This is a genomic window from Caballeronia sp. LZ034LL (assembly GCF_031451215.1).
Classification (GTDB): domain Bacteria; phylum Pseudomonadota; class Gammaproteobacteria; order Burkholderiales; family Burkholderiaceae; genus Caballeronia.
In genome coordinates this window covers 1,459,810-1,476,710 of the sequence record NZ_JARUXR010000001.1, presented here as the reverse complement: position 1 = coordinate 1,476,710, position 16,901 = coordinate 1,459,810, and the positions used below count along the sequence as shown (strand labels likewise).

Sequence of the window (16,901 nt, the reverse complement as noted above, 5' to 3'; positions counted from 1 at the left end):
ATGCATACGACGCATGCATCGCGCTCATCGACGGATTGAGCTTCAGGCCTTGTCCTGCGACAGCGGCAGGTCGACACCGCCCTTGACATGCTTCGTCGGACCATCGGCGTTCGGACGGATATCGAAGTCGAAGATCTGTGTCGGCAGCCATAGCGTGGCGCACGCATTCGGAATGTCGACCACGCCGCTGATATGCCCCTGAACCGGCGCAGTGCCGAGAATCGAATACGCCTGCGCGCGCGTGTAGCCGAACTTGGTCAGATATTCGATCGCGTTCAGACAAGCCTGCCGGTAGGCGATATGCACATCGAGGTAATGCTGCTTGCCGGCTTCGTCGACGGAGATGCCTTCGAAGATGAGGTAATCGTCATAGCGTGGCGTGATCGGGCTGGGCTTGAAGATCGGATTCTTGATCCCGTACTTCGCCATGCCGTCCTTGATGACGCTCACGCGCATGTGCACCCAGCCGGCCATTTCGATCGCGCCGCAGAAGGTGATCTCGCCGTCTCCCTGACTGAAGTGGAGATCGCCGACCGACAGGCCCGCGCCATCCACATACACCGGGAAAAAGATCTTCGAGCCGCGCGACAGGTCCTTGATGTCGCAATTGCCGCCATGTTCGCGCGGCGGCACCGTGCGCGCGCCTTCGGCCGCCGCCTTTTCGCGGCCGTTGCCGCTGAGCTTGCCCATGTGCGCGGTCGCCGCGAACGGCGGATTCGCCAGCGGCGGCACGCGATCCGGCTGCGTCTTGATGAAGTCCACTTCGCGCTTGTTCCATTCCGCGAGCAACTTCGGATCAGGCAGGCAGCCGATCAGCCCGGGATGAATCAAGCCGGCGAACGAAACATTGGGCACATGGCGCGAACTCGTGAACAGGCCATGAAAATCCCAGATCGATTTCTGCGCAAGCGGGAAGTGTTCGGTCAGGAAGCCGCCGCCGTTCTTCTTCGAGAAGAAGCCGTTGAAGCCCCACTGACTGTCCTGCTTGGTGCCGATGTCGAGCAGGTCGACCACCAGCAGGTCGCCGGGTGCGGCGCCGTGCACGCCGACCGGCCCGGACAGGAAGTGCACGATGGAGAGGTCGATATCGCGCACGTCGTCGGCGGAATCGTTGTTCTGGATGAAGCCGCCGGTCCAGTCGTAGGTTTCGAGGATGAAGTCGTCGCCGGGCTTGACCCATGCGGCCATGGGAATGTCGGGATGCCAGCGGTTGTGAACCTGCTCGTTGTCGAATGCTGACTGTTTGAGGTCGACCTTGATGAGCGTTTCAGCCATGACACATGTCTCCTGGTTCGATCGGACCGGCGCATGCACCGGCGCATGGACAGCGGTTGCAACAGCACGGCTAGCTCAACGTGCCGTTGAGCAGCAGATAACCGGGCAGCCAGCCCGTGACGATCCCGGCGATGACGGTGACCGCGCCGGTCAGCTTGACGATCGGCCGCTGCAGGGCGAGCAGCACGAAGAAGAGCAGCCACAGGAACGCCCAGCCGAACCAGCACAGCGCGAACCATACGGACCACGTCGAGTTCGCGTGCGTGATCGAATCGATCCCCACCGGAATGATCGTGAGCGCGACGAACAGGCTGAACCAGCCGAGCCCGCGTCCATCCGCGCCGTTGTACCGGTTGATGGCCACCCAGAAGTACGTGAAGGTGAAGAGCAGCGTCAGCGCGGCGGCCTTGATCGATGCGGCATCGGCCCCTGCGCCGAACGCGAGCTTGAGCGAGGCAAGCAGGGTGATGCCGCCCGCGAAGACGTTGATGACCCAGATCTCGCGGTCCCCGATGCGTCCCAGCAGCCAGAGGCCGTTCAGAAAGAGCACTGCGCCTACGTAGAGCAGACATAAACCCAGCATGGCAATCTCCTTGACAAGGCAATGCGGGCAGGGGGGATGCGATCGGATGCAAGTGGATTGAAGCGGACCCGCTCGCATGGCCGTTGGTCCGGCATGCCAAATGGTAGAAAGAGGGCGCGTGGCGCGAATCCCCCGCGATGGGGATTTTGATTCGCCCAAACGGGTCAGGCGGGGTCGGGCACGCTCACCCATCTGGGTGAGTGTGCTGAATGAGTCCGCTGAAGAAAGGAGACTACGAAGCCAGGCAGACGCGCCCGTGAAGATGCACGAGTTCCATCTGACTGTGGGTGTCGGTTTTCTGGAAGATCTGCTTGAGATGACTGCGGGCGGTGTTTTCGGAAATATGCAGCGCGAGCGCGGCGTTCGCGATGGAGTGTCCCGTCACGATCAACGCGTTCATGCGTGCCTGTGCAGGACTCAGCCCGAACTGACGCACGAAAGCGCAGTCCGTGTGGTCGTCTTCGGCACATGCATTGAGCGCCGTCACGATGGCCAGGTGGCGCGTCTCGCCGAGTTCGGCGCGGAACACCGGGCCTGCGCCGCGAATCGCGACCACCGCCGGCGCCGCGCATCCGGGCGCGGACAGCGACAGCACATGCGAGGTCTGCGCGTCGGCGAACGGGCGGGCGCGGGTGGCGCTCACGATCGCGTCCTGCAACGCGCGGTCGTCCGCGCTGACCGCGGCGACCAGCCGTCCATGCTCGATGCGCAAGCCGGCCGCGCCCTCGCACGCGCGCTTCGCGCCGTCACTGCCGAACACGAGCTGCGCGTGTTCGTCGACCAGCATGGCCGCGCGCGCCTGTGCATTGACCATGTTCGTCAGCGCACGATTCATGTCCTCGGTTTCGCGCTGCCGCCAGCGGATGCGCAGCGCCAGCGTCAGATGCGGCAGCAGCGCCGCGAAGGCATGGCGCTCGCGCGTGCCGAAGCGCGGCTCCTCGGGTCCGCGATGCAGATCGAGGTAATAGACCAGCGCATTGCGCCGCGCGATCACGCCGCACAGGCGGTGATACAGACCGTGTGGCAGCAGCATGCCGCGATAGAAATCCGTCTTGACGAGATCGCGATTGGAAAGCAGTTCGTCACCGGACAGCACGCGGCCTTCGCGATACGCATCGCTTGAAAGAAACCAGGGATTGTTCGCTGAATGATCGGCCAATGCCTTGCACAGGCGCGGGTCGGGCGGCGCGGCATACAGCGCGCGGGCTTCGCGCGTGGCGAAGCTGTGTTGCGCGAGCGCGGCCCAGCGCACCCGAAAGTGCGTCCTGATGCGCGCCAGCACGCCCGACCAGGCCTCTTCGGAGTCGCCGGCGGCGTGAACGTGATAGATGAGATCGTTGCTTGCAACCGGTGCAACGACGCTGGGCATCAGCGGCGTCATGGCGACTCCGTTGCGCAGAGGGAAGGTTGCGGGAGCCTCGGAGCAAGGCTCGGTTCGAGCTTCGTCAGTCTTGGCAGTCTTGCCTGCAAGGTCAATCGGAACAAACCCGGCAGGTGCGTGGCGGCCGGGTTGCAGCAGGGCTTCTTTAAGCGAATAATCGACCGCGTCAGGCGCGGGCCTGATCGGCCGGCGAACCGTCATGCGAATCAAACGCGACTATCAATCCTGGGTGGCGAACGAAACACTGGAAGATTACGCGTTGCGCTATGCCGCAAGTTCGTATCGCAAGTGGTCGCCCGCGCTGCTCGCCAACACCGCGCTGGGCGGCATTTCGTTTCTCGCGCTCGAAGCCATCGGTGCGAGCATCACGCTCAGCTTCGGCTTTCACAACGCGTTTCCCGCCATTCTCGTGGTCTGTGCGCTGATCTTCCTGGTGAGCGTACCCATTGCCTTCTATTCGAGCGAAGCCAATGTCGACATCGACCTGCTCACGCGCGGCGCGGGCTTCGGTTACGTGGGCTCGACCATCACGTCGCTGATCTACGCATCGTTCACCTTCATCTTTTTCGCGCTCGAAGCCGCGATCCTGGCGCAGGCGCTCGAACTCGCGGTGGGCATGAACATCGTGATCGGCTATCTGCTGTCATCCTTGTTGATCATTCCGCTGGTGTTCTTCGGCGTCACGCTCATCAATCAGCTGCAACGCTGGACGCAGCCGCTCTGGGCCGTGCTGCTCGTCGCACCTTTCGTTTTCGTGCTGGTGCAGGACCCGGGCGTGCTGCATCGATGGGCTGCGTTTCCGGGCGTGAATGCGGCGTCGAATGGTGCGGGCATCGATTTGCTGCTGTTCGGCTCGGCGGCGGGCGTGCTGTTTTCGCTGATGGGGCAGATCGGCGAGCAGGTCGATTACCTGCGCTTCCTGCCCGATCGCACGGCGAAGAACCGCCTGTCGTGGTGGTCCGCGATGCTGGCGGCCGGCCCCGGATGGATCGTGGTCGGCGGACTCAAGCTGTTAGCGGGCAGTCTGCTCGCCGTGCTGGCGTTGCAGGACGGTGTGTCGCCCGTCGATGCCGTCGTGCCCGTGCATCTGTACGTGACCGCGTACCGGCATGTGTTCGACAGTCCCGCGCTTGCGCTGGCTGTCGCCGTGGTGTTCGTCGTGATCTCGCAGGTGAAGATCAACGTGACCAATGCCTATGCGGGCTCGCTGGCGTGGTCGAACGTGTTCGCGCGGCTCACGCACTATCATCCGGGACGCGTGGTGTGGCTGGTCTTCAACGTGATGATCGCGCTGCTGCTCACGTTGCTCGGCATCTTCAAGACGCTCGAAACCGTTCTGAGCGTGTATTCGAATCTCGTGATCGCGTGGCTCGGCGCACTGGTCGCCGATCTCGTCGTACTCAAGCCGCTCGGGATCAGTCCGCGGCGCATCGAGTTCAAGCGCGCGCACTTGTATCAGGTGAACCCGGTGGGCTGCGGCTCGATGCTGATTGCCTCGGTGGTGTCGACCTGCGCGTTCGCCGGCCTGTTCGGCGATGTCGCGCGCGCGTATTCCGCCTTCATCGCACTGTTGCTGGCGTTTGCGAGCGCCATCGTCATAGCCTACGCGACGGGTGGACGCTACTACATCGCACGCGCCGATGTCCGCTATGCCGACGTGCCGCGCATCGAACTCGTGCGCTGCTGTATCTGCGAGCGTGACTACGAAGCCGCCGACATGGCGTGGTGTCCGTTCAACCAGGGCTCGATCTGCTCGCTGTGCTGCGGGCTCGACACGCATTGCCGCGACCGCTGCAAGCATCCGGCTGCGGGCGTCGCGCCCACGTTGGCCGTCGACGCACCCGGACCCGGCACGCTCGCGCCGCATTTCGGGCGACGTATCGGCCGCTTCTTCGGACTGTTCGTGATCGCGGCGACGGCGACCGGCGCGGTCTTCCTGCTCTCGTTCCGCCTGATCGATATTGCCGGCGAAATCGCTCGCGCGCAGATTGAAGGCGTGCTGCTGCACACGTATGCGGCCACGCTGCCCTTGCTCGCCTTCGGTGCGTGGTGGATCGTGCTGTCGCAGGAAAGTCGCGAGCTTGCGCAGGCCGATCTGCTGCAGTCGCTGCACAACCTCGAGGCCACGCGCAAGCATCTGGTCGAATCGGAGAAGATGGCGTCGCTCGGCGGTCTGGTGGCGGGCGTCGCGCATGAGATCAATACGCCGGTCGGCATCGTGGTGAGCGCGGCGTCATATCTGCGTGACCGGACGGAGAGCGTCGGCGCGAGTCTTGCACGCCAGGAACTGACTGCCGACGCGCTCGATGCCTTCCTGCGCGATGCGGGTCAATCCACGCGCCTCATGCTGTCGAACGCGGATCGTGCGGCGCGCCTCGTGCAGAGCTTCAAGCAGATTGCGGTCGATCAGGTGAGCGAGGCGCGGCGTCATTTCGATCTCGGCGACTATATCCGCGAGACCGTTGTGAGCCTGGAACCCAAGATGCGTGGCACGCGAGTGTCGCTGCGGGTTGAATGCCCCGCGGGGATAGTGATGGATTCGTTCCCTGGACCGCTGGCGCAGGTGCTGACCAATCTGATCGTCAATTCACTCACGCATGCCTTCGCGCCGGGCGAGACGGGACACATCGTCATTTCGGCGCGGCGCAGATACGACGAGATCGTCATCGAACATGAGGACGATGGCTGCGGCATTCCCGATGCATTGCACGAGCGCATCTTCGAACCGTTCTTCACGACGCGGCGCGGCGCGGGCGGCAGCGGCCTCGGCTTGCATCTGGCTTATGCGCTGGTGGCGCGCGCGCTCGGCGGCACGCTTGAAGTGCGCAACGCGGCGCCACGCGGCGCGGTGTTCGTGCTGACCTTGCCGCGCGTCGTGCGCGCCCCGGACGGCGCCGCGCCAAGCCTGACCGGAGATGCGCCATGACCGCGTCCACCTGGTTGCGTCGCGCGCCGCCGGCCCAGCCGCCGAATGGCGGACCGCACGCGCCGCCGTGGCGCGTGTTGCTGGTGGACGATGCCCCCGAGGTGCACGAAGTCACGCGTCTGGTGCTTGCGGATACGGCGTTCTCGGGCAGGAGCATCGAGTTGTCGAGCGTGCATTCGGCTGCCGAAGCGCGTGCGTGGCTGGCGGCGCATCCGGGCACGGCGCTGATCCTGCTCGATGTCGTGATGGAAGCCGACGACGCCGGCTTGCAGCTCGTGCGTCACATCCGCGAGGTGCTGCGCGATCGCGACGTGCAGATTGTCCTGCGCACCGGCCAGCCCGGCATGGCGCCGGAGCGCGATGTGATTGCGCGATACGACATCAACGGTTATTACCTGAAGACCGAATTGACCGCGCAGAAGCTGACTTCGATCGTCGTGACTGGCCTGCGCGCTTACGAAACGATCCGCACGCTGCGCGAGGCCAATGCGGATCGCGAAGTGCCGCCTGCGGTGAATGATGTGCGCCGCGAGCGTATCGGCGCTGAACTCAGGGAGGCGCTGCGCCGGGGCGCGGTCACGGTGCGGGCGTTGCCGCAGGTCGAACTCAACTCGGGCGTGGTGCGCGCGGTCGAACTGAAGTGCGAATGGATGACGAGCGAAGGGCCGCTCGACACCGCGAACATCGCGGCGCTGATCGACGATGACGTGCTGCTGGAGTCGCTCGATGCGTCGATGCTTGAACGCGCGTGTGCGTTGGCGCGCTCCTATCGCGATGCGGACGCGGCGCCTGCGCCACGGGTGTCGCTTCCGCTCGTCTCGCTGCGGCGCGACGACAGTCTCACGCAAGCCTTCGCTGTGTGCATGAGCGCGGCGGGCATTGACGGCCGTGCGCTGGATCTGCAGGTCAGCAGTGAGACGCTTGCGGCGCGCCGCATGGCTGCGCGCGCATTGCAGGCGATGGGCGTGTCGATCACGCTGACGGACCTCGGCCTTGATCGTATCGCGCTGACTGACTTGCAGGCGTTGCAACCGGATCGCATCAAGATTCACGCGCGCTTCGTGAGGGACGTGGCGCGTGACAGCGAGCGTGCGGTGGTGGCGCGGGCGATCGTGGCGCTGGCGCATACGCTGGGTGTCGTTGCGATTGCGGAAGGTGTGTCGAGCAGCGAAGATCTGCAGTTTTTTCGCTGGGAAGGATGCGATCTGGGGCAGGGTGACGCGCTAGACGATGTAGCGGGAGGGTAAGGGCGCTGAAAGTCTGATGCTCTTGAAAACTTCTGCGCGAACCCTGCGATGCCGCGACACGCCGGCCTAGACAGGCAGATGGCGTGGACAACCCGAAGGCACGGGCATCCCAAGGGCTTCCCTGGCAGACCGTGCGGCAGCGCGAAGCGCTAAGCCGGAACTATAAGCAGCTGTGCCAGTTTGTTGAATGGCGCGATGTCACGGTGGGTCCGCGATCCAAGCCCGGTGTGGCCTGTGAGGGCACTCGCTAGTGCCGGGCCAGAAGCGTGGTTCTGTGTCGTGCCGCCAGGTGACGCTGGGCGGGAAGAAAAGCTGCTTTCTTTGGTGACTTTCTTTGCAGCGGCAAAGAAAGTTACCCCCGCCCCGGGGAGGGGCAGTGCTAATAGACCGACGCGAAAGCGGGAAATTTACGAAAGCGCATTCGTCGTCCCGAACCCAGATCTCAGCCAGAATTCAATGCGCCAGAATCCCCATAGCCTGCTTCTTCAACTCGAGAAAATGCGGATCGAAGGCACATTGCGGCGTGCGAGGCCGCTCGAGTTCGATAGGCACATCCAGCGCGACCCGCCCAGGTCGTGACGACAACACGACGAGTCGCGTCCCGAGCAGGATTGCTTCATCGATATCATGCGTGATGAACACGATCGTGCAATGCAGTTGATCCCAAAGCGAAGTCAAAAACGTCTGCATGGCGCTGCGCGTTTGCGCATCGAGCGCGCCGAAGGGCTCGTCCATGAGCAGGACCTTGGGCTTCATGACGAGTGCGCGAGCGATGGCCACACGCTGTTGCATCCCGCCGGATAGTTCATAGGGCTTGTGCCGCGCGAAGTTTTCAAGCCCGATGGTGCGCAGGATGTCAGCAGAGGCCTTCTGCCGCTCGCCCTTGGAAACCGAGTGAAGCGAGAGACCGAACTCGATATTTTCCTCGACGTTGAGCCAGGGGAACAATCCCGCCTGCTGGAACACGACAACACGATCTTCGCCGGGCCGATCCTTGATTTCGCCGTCGATATGGATGCTGCCACGAGAGGGCGATGTCAGACCTGCCAGCAGATGCAGCAAGGTCGTCTTGCCGCAGCCGGAGGCCCCGAGCACGGTGACGAATTCGCCGCTCTGGAACTGCAGATTGATGTTCTCGAGGGCGGAGGTTCCGCCGAAGGTTTTGTATAGCGAATCGATCAGGATAGTCAAGTCCGTCTCCTGTCTGTCGAGCAGGTTGTCAGCGCTTCAGCGACCCGAAGCAGCACCTCAATGAGCCAGCGATTGAGAATACTGCGGAGCAACGTTGACCTCGAAGCTCGACGGCACCGTCTGAATGCGTCCGATCGAGTTCAGCACCTTGGCGGTATTCACGAGCGTTTCATACGTCGCCGAGGTCTTCACCCCGGCGCCGGATCCCATGACGTTCGGCGTAGTCTGATCGGCCCCGGAAAACAGCTCATAACCCGCCAGCTCGCTCTTCGCGACATCCACCGTGACGCCGGTCTGGCGAGCCATCTCGGCAATGGCCTTGTCCGGGTCCTTCTTCGTGATCTGATAGCCCTCGTCGAGCGCGGCGACGAAGCCGCGCACGAGATCCGGGTGCGCCTTCGCCCAGTCCGCGTTGGCAATGCAGACGTTGTAGCTGGACGCGCCGCGCGGCAGATCGCCGTCGGTCTTGATCGCCTTGCCGCCGGCCGCGCGCAACGCGCTGAACACGGGATCCCAGACGATGGCGGCGTCGATCGAGCCCGTCACCCACGAGGTGCGCATCTGCGGCGGCGCCATGTTGATCTGGGTCACGGACGTGTAGGGGACGTGTGCCTCGGCGAGGAACGTCGCCAGTTCGAAGGAAGCCTGCGAGCCCGCGACGATCGCGATCTTTTTGCCCTGCAGACCCGCGACGTCGTGGATGCCGCTGTCGGGCTTGACCACGATGCCGGCAGCGTTCGTGTACCGTTCCTGGTTGTACACGATCGTCATCGGCAAGCCCTGCGCGATCGCCGTGACGAGCGGCGGTACGCCCAGGCCGCACATGAACGACAGGCTGTTCGACGCCAGCGCGCTCATGGCCGCCGGTCCCGAGCTGAAGAGCTTGTACTCGACCTCCGCATTCATGTGACGTTCGAAGAGGTGCTCCGCCATCGACACCATGTAGGGGTCGGCGCCGTTGTCCTCGTAGCCGATGATGACCTGCGGCTTGCTCTGGGCCCCGGCGACGCCGGCGTAGAGCACGGTGCCGATCAGCAGGGCAGCGGTGATGGCTTGCTTCGGGCGTCTCGTCTTCATGTCTGGTCTCCTTGGATGGTTGATGTCAGTCGTGCCCGCGCCAGGGCACGATCCAGTTTTCGAGTTGGCGAATCACGAGTTCCATGGCGTAGCCGATCACCCCGATCACGATGATGCCCACGATGACGACGGCCACCTGCAGCGCCTGTCCGGCGAACTGCACGAGCCAGCCGAGCCCGCTGCTGGCGGCGATCAGTTCGGCGGCGACGAGGCAGGTCCAGGCCACGCCGATCCCCACGCGCATCGAGGTGAAGATCTCGGGCATCGCTGAAGGCAGGACGATCCTGCGGAAGATTTGCGCGTTGGTGGCGCCGAGGGTGCGAGCCACGGAGATACGGAGCGGCGGCGTGCTTTTGACGCCCGACATGGTCCCGATGATGATGACCGGGATGGTGCCGACGAGGATCAGAATGGCCTTCGGCAATTCGCCGATGCCGAACCACACCACCAGAAGCGGGATATAGGCGAGCGGCGGCACGGGGCGGATGAACTGGAGCAGCGGGTCGATGATGTCGAAAACGATCTTGCTGCGGGACATAAACAGACCGATGGGCACGCCGATCGCCACGGCGCCGACAAAGCCCACGATGATGCGAAAGCAGCTGATCAGGATGTCGCCGATCAGCGACTGGCCGCCGTAGCCGTTGCGCAGAATGTCGGCGAAGGCTTGCCAGACCGCCACCGGCGAAGGCAGCGCGAATGCGGGGAAGACGCCGGCCATCGATATGGCCTGCCACAGCGCGACCGCCACGATCAGCACGGCGCCGGTCAACCAATAAGACTTCAGGCTTGGGCGCAAACGACGACGTTGTTTGACCTCCGGCGTGCGCGGCGCCGTCGAAGGCTCGATCGTCTTGCCGTGGTCGGGTAGGGTTCTCGCTCTCACTGCCGTCTCCTCAGTTTCAGATTCGAATGTCCGGGACGCAGCGTGCGCCTCGACATGCCGTCGGTCGCGCACACCGGTGGATCACGCGGGCCGCCGGGGCTCAGCCATCCCGCAAAAGGAAAACCATTCAAGAACAAAAACAGGGAGCGGGTTTGATTTTCGGAGTTACGCCAGGGCGCTGTCGGCCGAAAATAAACTCAGCGGCAGATTGCACCTTTTTAAGGCTTTTTCGGCGCACTCGGTTGCAAACTCGCGGCTTTGATCAAGCATCTTCAAACAATAATCGAGCCGGTAGTGCCAGGCTGGAGGTTCTGATAGGTCCAGCTATGGAGGGTGTCGAAGCCGCTTTTATGTGGCGCGTCTGCTTTGTATCCGAGGCTCGAATCAGACATTTCTAATGAACCCAAACCTGGCATCACTAAAAAGCTCTGACACCAAAAAGTTAGATATTTTGTCTTATGTTAAATTGAAGATGCGTGTCCGAACCGACCTCAATTCCATCCCATCACCCCATCTCCCGAGCACGCTCCAACAGGAACGCCCGCTCTCGCGCATTCTTCGCCAACGCCGCCGCTCGCTCGAACTCCAGGCGTGCTTCCTCCCGACGCCCAAGCCGCGCCAGCAAATCCGCCCGCACGCTGGGCAGCCATTGATATCGCTTCAACGCCGGCGCTTCACACAACGCATCCACGATCGGCAGCGCTTCGGCGGCGCCGTACGCCATGCTCACAGCCACCGCGCGATTCAGTTCGACGACCGGCGTCGGCGCGGTCTGCAACAGCACATCGTATAGCGTGACGATCATCGCCCAGTCCGTGTCCGCGGCTGTCGGTGCGCGTGCATGACATGCCGCCAGCGCCGCTTGCAACGCATACACGCCCCGCGCGCCGCCCAGCGCCTCCGCGCGTTCCAACGCAGCCAGCCCGCGCCGGATCAGCAAAGGATCCCACCGACTGCGGTCCTGGTCAGGCAACAACACGGGACGGCCCTGGCCATCGACGCGCGCCCGGGTCCGCGACGCCTGGATCTCCATCAACGCGACCAGCCCGTGAACCTCGCTCTCATCCGGCATCAGCCCGGCAAGGATCCGACCGAGCCGCAGCGCGTCCTCGCACAGCGCCGGCCGCATCCAGTCGTCGCCGGCCGTCGCCGAGTAGCCTTCATTGAAGATCAGATAAAGCACCTCCAGCACCGAACCGAGACGCGCCGCGCGCGCATCCGCCTGCGGCACCTCGAACGGCACCCGCGCCGCCGACAACGTGCGTTTCGCCCGCACGATGCGCTGCGCGATCGTCGGCTCCGGGACCAGGAACGCCCGCGCGATCTCATCGGTCGTCAGGCCGCCGATCAGGCGCAAGGTCAACGCCGCCCGGGCATCGACGGACAACACCGGATGACATGCCGTGAAAATGAGCCGCAGCAGATCGTCGCCGATGTCGTCTTCTTGCGCGGCGGCGAGCGCATCGACGAAATCGGGCGTGACGTAGCCCTCGTGTGCCTCGAGATCGTGTCCGTATTCCTCGTGCTTGCGTGCGTGCAGCGCATGCTGCCGCAACCGGTCGAGCGCCTTGTTCTTTGCTGTCGTCATGAGCCATGCCCCCGGTTTCTCCGGCACGCCCGTCTCGCTCCAGTGCTCCAGCGCCGCGACGAACGCATCCTGCGCCAGCTCCTCGGCGAGCGCGACGTCGCGCACCACGCGCGCCACGCTCGCAATCACCTTCGCCGACTCGATGCGCCACACCGCATCGATGGCGCGCCGGGCCGCATCGTCCGCGACGGCGCCCCGCTTGTCCGGCCCGCTCACGCGGCTTCCGGGTTCATGTGCACGAGCTCCCAGATGTGTCCGTCGAGATCCTCGAAGCCGTGGCCATACATGAAGCCGTGATCCTGCGGCTCGCGCGGCGCCCGGCCGCCCGCGGCAAGCGCCTTCGCCACCAGTTCGTCCACCTCGGCCCGGCTCTCGCATGAGAGACACACCAGCACTTCGGTACTCGTGCTCGCATCGACGATGGGCTTCTCCGTGAACGTCTTGAAGAAACTTTCCACGAGCAGCATCGCGTAGATGTTTTCGCCGATCACGAGACACGCGGCATCGTCGTTGGTGAAGGCCGCGTCGAAGCTCATGCCGAGCGCCTTGAAAAACGTCATCGATCGTTTGAGATCGCGGACCGGCAGGTTCACGAAAATCTGCTTGTGCATCGTGTGTGTCTCCAGGTTGAAAGCGCGCGGCCGTTCAATCACCACGACGAACCACGCGCGGCAGAATCGACATGAGTGTTATCGAGAAAATTGACCGAATGCGGGAAAAACACCCGGTCAAAAGTAGCAGGGCCCGGTCTGACGAACTTCGACCGTGCACCACGCCGCGGCAGGACATTCGGCGGCAATGGCGACGGCCTCCGCCTGAGTTTCGCAATCGAGCAGAAAGAAGCCGCCGATCATTTCCTTCGCTTCCGCGAACGGCCCGTCGACCACCCGCGTATCGCCGTGCGCCGTCGACACGCGCGTCGCTTCTTTGTGCGAAGTCAGTGATTCCACCGCCCGCAATACGCCGCGCGCCTTGAGGCCGTCGGCGAACTCGACCATTTGCCGATAGGCCTCCCGCCCCTCTTCCTCGGTGCGCTTGCTGCGCTGTTCGACGGGTTCGACGATGAGTAACAGATACGCCACGACGTCCTCCTGAAAATTTTTTTAGCGGGGTCCAACTTAAACCGTCCGGCGCGCATCGGCAAGACAGACGGGGCCGGGCGTTTCTTGTGATGATTAAACCAATGATCATACGTTACAAGTCATTACTCGCTATTACTCACTGTAACGAGCCTTTCCTAGTAGGATTCGATCCGAAGCATGTCTTACCAATGTCCGCGCGCGCACTGTGTTCTATGCACATTTCTGCTAGCGAACTTGCTGTACGCCTGGCAGCGCCCGGCGCATTCCCGGTGTTTCCGTCCGCATCCTTCTTCGCTGTCGTCAGGCATGCGAAGCGGACGTTTGCGTCCCTGTTTCCGGACGTCGGCGTTCGAACCGATTAACGCGGCGCGCGACTCCGCCCTGGCCGGATGGCTTCGTGCCTCTCCCTGCCTTTCCGTCAACAACTCCCGATGCCGCTGGCATCGCCGGGAGCGCACTGCTGCGCGTCCGGTTCCTGTGCGTATGACACGATGATCAAGAATCCTTTCCTGCTTTCGACGCTCGCGCTGGCGCTCGCTGCCTGCGGCGGCGGCGGTGACGGCAACTCGCCTGCTTCGACCAGCGCAGCCGGCACGTCCGGCGCAGCAAGCGCTGGTGCATCCGGCAGCGCGGCGTCCGGCGCCCCGGGTACGGCAGCGGCGAACGCCGCGGTCGCGAGCGATGCCGCCGTGACCGCGCAAGCCGTCGCCAACGCGGCCGCCAATCTGCGCCTCACGTGTGCAACTCCTGCGGTGTCGTCGGCATCGGGCGGCAGCGGCCAGATCACTGTCGACACACCGGGCTCGGACGGCTCGCGCATGTTCGCGATCAATTCCACGTTCAAGGTGGCGATCACCACGCGTCCCGGCTCGGCCGATACGCTCAAGTGGACCATCGCCGACGCGCTCGGCAAGACGGTCGCGAGCGGCAGCTTCGCCGCGCCCGCCGCGGCCACGACGACCACCCTCACCTGCAGCTCGAACCTCGCCGGTTACTTCGCCGTGTCGGCGACGCTCGCCAACGGCGGCGGCCAGGTGCAGACCTCGGGCACGCGGCCGAACGGCATCGCGACCTTCGGCGTGATTCCGGACGTTTCGAGCGTGATTCCCGCAGTCACGTATGCGAAGCAGGAGCAGCATCGCTTCGGCATGCAGGGCTTCAACGACAACGGCACGATGCTGTCGGCGCTCGGCATCACCTCGACCATCGACGACCGCCAGATGAACGTGATGGAGCCGAATGGCCGCTACACGTTCAAGCCGACCGCCAACAACCTCGACCCGTTCTACACGTCGGGCAAGGTCATGCGCCTCGTGCGTCTTGACGGCCTGCCGGGCTGGGCCAGCATGCACGGCCTGAATCCGGACTACGGCTATATCCCGAACGATCTCGGCTACTACCGTGACTACATGACGCGCGTCGGCCAGGAAACCGAAGCGATCCGCGCGAAGTACTACCCGACGATGTCGGCGAACTACTACCAGGTCACGTGGGAGCCGTACATCCAGTGGAAGGACACCGACAAGAACTTCGTCGCGCTGTATCAGCGCACGTACGAAGGGCTGCATGCCGGCGATCCGCACGCGGTCGTGATGGGCCCGGCCGAGCCGTTCCCGTCGCTGACGACCGACCGCCTGAAGCGCCTTGCGCCGCTCGGTCTCGCGCAGTATCTCGACGGCATCGCCACGCACGGTTACTACGATGCGGGCACGTCGCCCTCGCATCCGCCGGAGCGTCATCACACGGATCCGAATCCCGCCGACGCCGCCAACTCGCTGCTCAACGAAATGCGTAACCTGCGCGCGGAGATGGCGAAGGACTACAAGCCGAACATGAAGCTGTTCGTCACGGAAACGGGCATCAGCTATGACGTGGGTTCGAGCTACGGCCCGAACTACCCGACGCCGAACATCCTGTTCGCGCAGGGCGCCGTGGTTGCACGCACGCACCTGATCCTGCTGGGCGAAGGCGCGGACCAGACCTACGTGTTCTTCGGCCCGGACTTCCCGGGCGAGGCGGGCTACGGCACGTTCTTCGACCTCGATCATCCGCAGGCCGAGTTCGGCACGACCAACATCAGCCCGAAGCCGGCCGCGATGGAAGTCGCCACGATGACCCGCGTGCTCGACGGCACCACGACGCTCGGTCCGGTGAACAGCCTGCCGTCCGGCGTGTATGCGTACTCGTTCCAGCAGCTGAACAACGGCCGCGTCATCACCGCGTTGTGGACGCATAACAACTCGGTATGGCCGGCGTCCAACGGCAGCTTCAGCAGCACGTACAGCACGAGCTACAAGCTCAATGTCGATGCCGCCGGCTCCAGCGGCACGGTGCAGCTGATCGACGCGATGGGCAACGTATCGAGCGTGCCGTATTCGAACGGTGCAGTCACGCTGACGCTGACCGAGTCGCCGCAATATGTCGTCTCGACCAATGCGGATGTCGCGAAGAGCAACAGCACGCGGCCGCAGGGCTACACCGGCATGTAAGTGATGCGGTGTCTCGAACCCGGCGCAGGCCTGCCCTGCTCCGGGTTTTTTGTTGGGGCTGTCATCGCGACGGTTGACAAGTCAGCTTGCGCCACACGATACTCCAACACATGCACGCCGCCCTCACGCTCCTCACCGCTGCGATTAAAAACCGTATGAACGCCATTCGTGGCGGGTCTACGGAACAGCGTGTGCGCTAACGAAAGAGCAAACACAAGGCAGCAATGAGTTCCGAAGGCCCCGCCGCAAGACGGGGCCTTCTTGTTTTTGCGTGCAAGGCTTCCGTCTCCGGCTCACTTACTGGAGAGCAGCATGGAAGAGTTGTCGCAAGATTTCGCATGTCAGGGCGTCGGCCACGGTGTCGCGTCGGGCCGCATCGGCGCGGCCGGATCGTCCGGGACGCGCATCGTGGTCTTCATCGAGGTTCATCCGCACCGGACGGTGTCATGGCGTCTGTCGCGCGATGCCGAACTGCGCGTCGCCGCTGCATCGGTGTGGCTCACACGTCATCAGGATCCCTACGATTACTGGCTCAAGTCCGGCGACGTCGTGCGTCTGTCGCGCGGCGAGCGTGTCTGGCTATCGACGGAAAGCGCACACGCGGTCGAGGTATCGTTGACTTCGTATCGTGGCCTCATGCACGGACGCGCCGCGCGCTGGCTCGCGAAAATCTGGCCGCGCATCGGGACACGCCCGCTGAACGCGCTATAAGGCGCGTGCTCGTCTGAACTGTTCAGGGTTCGACGCAACGGAAGTTCGCCGCGCTGTTGATGCTGCCCTTCCCCATGTAGCGCGGATAGTTCGGATAACGGCATATCGGGCGCGTCCGGCCGTTGGTGGCCGGCGCGATGTCGCTGCCGAAGAGCGTCTCCGGCGCGACGCCGTTGCTCACCCATTCGTCCAGCGCGCCGAGTTCGTCCCATGCCGGAATGAACACGCCGTTGCCGTGCTGAAAGCCCGGGACCATGTAGAGCCGCATGAAGGATTCGACGGTATCGCGGCCGTAATGCTCGATCAGGTCGCGATAGAACGCGATGGTCTGGTTCGGGCTGATGACTTCGTCGGAGAGGCCGTGCATCGCGATCAGCTTGCCGCCGTGGGCGGAGAAAACGGGGAAAAACCGGTTGAAAGACGCCCCCCGGGAGAAGAAAGGGGTAACCGGGTGCGGTTATAGGG

At 63.8% G+C, this 16,901-nt stretch carries 13 protein-coding genes and 1 pseudogene; 4 read left to right on the top strand and 10 right to left on the bottom strand.

The features are described 5' to 3' along the window. Positions 1-42: 42 nt before the first annotated feature. The 3 genes from fmdA to QCE83_RS06795 form a co-directional block, all read right to left on the bottom strand. On the bottom strand, positions 43-1,275 hold the full coding sequence (gene fmdA, locus QCE83_RS06805; RefSeq protein WP_309808300.1) for a formamidase: 1,233 nt from the start codon (positions 1,273-1,275) through the stop codon (positions 43-45). A gap of 70 nt (positions 1,276-1,345) precedes the next feature. After that, the gene (locus QCE83_RS06800) at positions 1,346-1,858 is read right to left on the bottom strand and encodes an AmiS/UreI family transporter (RefSeq protein WP_309808299.1); all 513 of its coding nucleotides are present in this window, start codon (positions 1,856-1,858) and stop codon (positions 1,346-1,348) included. 232 nt (positions 1,859-2,090) lie between these two features. Continuing rightward, a complete protein-coding gene (locus QCE83_RS06795) occupies positions 2,091-3,239 on the bottom strand; it encodes a helix-turn-helix transcriptional regulator (RefSeq protein WP_309808298.1) in 1,149 nt (382 codons plus the stop codon). A 199-nt stretch (positions 3,240-3,438) separates the two neighbouring features. On the opposite strand from QCE83_RS06795, the gene QCE83_RS06790 reads away from it, so the two are divergent. Both QCE83_RS06790 and QCE83_RS06785 read left to right on the top strand, forming a co-directional pair. Beyond that, complete coding sequence (locus tag QCE83_RS06790) at positions 3,439-6,165, top strand: ATP-binding protein (RefSeq protein ID WP_309808296.1); 2,727 nt, start codon at positions 3,439-3,441, stop codon at positions 6,163-6,165. Then, positions 6,162-7,412 carry an EAL domain-containing protein gene (locus QCE83_RS06785; RefSeq protein WP_309808295.1) on the top strand — a complete coding sequence of 417 codons (1,251 nt, stop codon included), beginning with the start codon at positions 6,162-6,164 and terminating at the stop codon, positions 7,410-7,412. The genes QCE83_RS06790 and QCE83_RS06785 overlap by 4 nt, the downstream gene beginning before the upstream one ends. 453 nt (positions 7,413-7,865) lie before the next feature. Here the strand turns inward: QCE83_RS06785 and QCE83_RS06780 are convergent, their stop codons facing one another. From QCE83_RS06780 to QCE83_RS06755, 6 genes are all read right to left on the bottom strand, one after another. Then, positions 7,866-8,603, bottom strand: coding sequence for an ABC transporter ATP-binding protein (locus QCE83_RS06780; RefSeq protein WP_309808294.1), 738 nt, complete (start codon positions 8,601-8,603; stop codon positions 7,866-7,868). Positions 8,604-8,660: 57 nt separating this feature from the next. Beyond that, a complete protein-coding gene (locus QCE83_RS06775) occupies positions 8,661-9,680 on the bottom strand; it encodes an ABC transporter substrate-binding protein (protein ID WP_309808293.1) in 1,020 nt (339 codons plus the stop codon). 25 nt (positions 9,681-9,705) lie between these two features. Further along, positions 9,706-10,566 carry an ABC transporter permease gene (locus QCE83_RS06770; RefSeq protein ID WP_309808292.1) on the bottom strand — a complete coding sequence of 287 codons (861 nt, stop codon included), beginning with the start codon at positions 10,564-10,566 and terminating at the stop codon, positions 9,706-9,708. 505 nt (positions 10,567-11,071) lie between these two features. After that, positions 11,072-12,370, bottom strand: a complete 1,299-nt coding sequence (locus QCE83_RS06765; protein WP_309808291.1) for an RNA polymerase sigma factor — start codon at positions 12,368-12,370, stop codon at positions 11,072-11,074. Further along, positions 12,367-12,765: a VOC family protein gene (locus tag QCE83_RS06760; protein ID WP_309808289.1), complete on the bottom strand. Its 399-nt coding sequence runs from the start codon at positions 12,763-12,765 to the stop codon at positions 12,367-12,369. Before QCE83_RS06760 ends, QCE83_RS06765 begins: the two co-directional genes overlap by 4 nt. A 117-nt stretch (positions 12,766-12,882) precedes the next feature. After that, positions 12,883-13,236, bottom strand: coding sequence for a YciI family protein (locus QCE83_RS06755; protein WP_309808288.1), 354 nt, complete (start codon positions 13,234-13,236; stop codon positions 12,883-12,885). A 491-nt stretch (positions 13,237-13,727) separates the two neighbouring features. Here QCE83_RS06755 and QCE83_RS06750 point away from each other — a divergent pair, with 491 nt between their 5' ends. Further along, a complete protein-coding gene (locus QCE83_RS06750) occupies positions 13,728-15,725 on the top strand; it encodes a hypothetical protein (RefSeq protein ID WP_309808287.1) in 1,998 nt (665 codons plus the stop codon). Positions 15,726-16,037: 312 nt separating this feature from the next. Continuing rightward, positions 16,038-16,436 (top strand): DUF2917 domain-containing protein, encoded by a 399-nt coding sequence (locus QCE83_RS06745; protein ID WP_309808286.1) that lies wholly within the window; start codon positions 16,038-16,040, stop codon positions 16,434-16,436. Between the two features lie 22 nt (positions 16,437-16,458). Here QCE83_RS06745 and QCE83_RS06740 read toward each other — a convergent pair. Next, positions 16,459-16,901: pseudogene (locus tag QCE83_RS06740) on the bottom strand (tannase/feruloyl esterase family alpha/beta hydrolase); the annotation flags it as partial.

Excerpts from the sequence above, each read along its gene's own strand:
- fmdA (WP_309808300.1), bottom strand. The coding sequence starts at position 1,275 with ATGGCTGAAACGCTCATCAAGGTCGACCTCAAACAGTCAGCATTCGAC.
- QCE83_RS06800 (WP_309808299.1), bottom strand. The coding sequence starts at position 1,858 with ATGCTGGGTTTATGTCTGCTCTACGTAGGCGCAGTGCTCTTTCTGAAC.
- QCE83_RS06795 (WP_309808298.1), bottom strand. The coding sequence starts at position 3,239 with ATGACGCCGCTGATGCCCAGCGTCGTTGCACCGGTTGCAAGCAACGAT.
- QCE83_RS06790 (WP_309808296.1), top strand. The coding sequence starts at position 3,439 with ATGCGAATCAAACGCGACTATCAATCCTGGGTGGCGAACGAAACACTG.
- QCE83_RS06785 (WP_309808295.1), top strand. The coding sequence starts at position 6,162 with ATGACCGCGTCCACCTGGTTGCGTCGCGCGCCGCCGGCCCAGCCGCCG.
- QCE83_RS06775 (WP_309808293.1), bottom strand. The coding sequence starts at position 9,680 with ATGAAGACGAGACGCCCGAAGCAAGCCATCACCGCTGCCCTGCTGATC.
- QCE83_RS06760 (WP_309808289.1), bottom strand. The coding sequence starts at position 12,765 with ATGCACAAGCAGATTTTCGTGAACCTGCCGGTCCGCGATCTCAAACGA.
- QCE83_RS06750 (WP_309808287.1), top strand. The coding sequence starts at position 13,728 with ATGATCAAGAATCCTTTCCTGCTTTCGACGCTCGCGCTGGCGCTCGCT.
- QCE83_RS06745 (WP_309808286.1), top strand. The coding sequence starts at position 16,038 with ATGGAAGAGTTGTCGCAAGATTTCGCATGTCAGGGCGTCGGCCACGGT.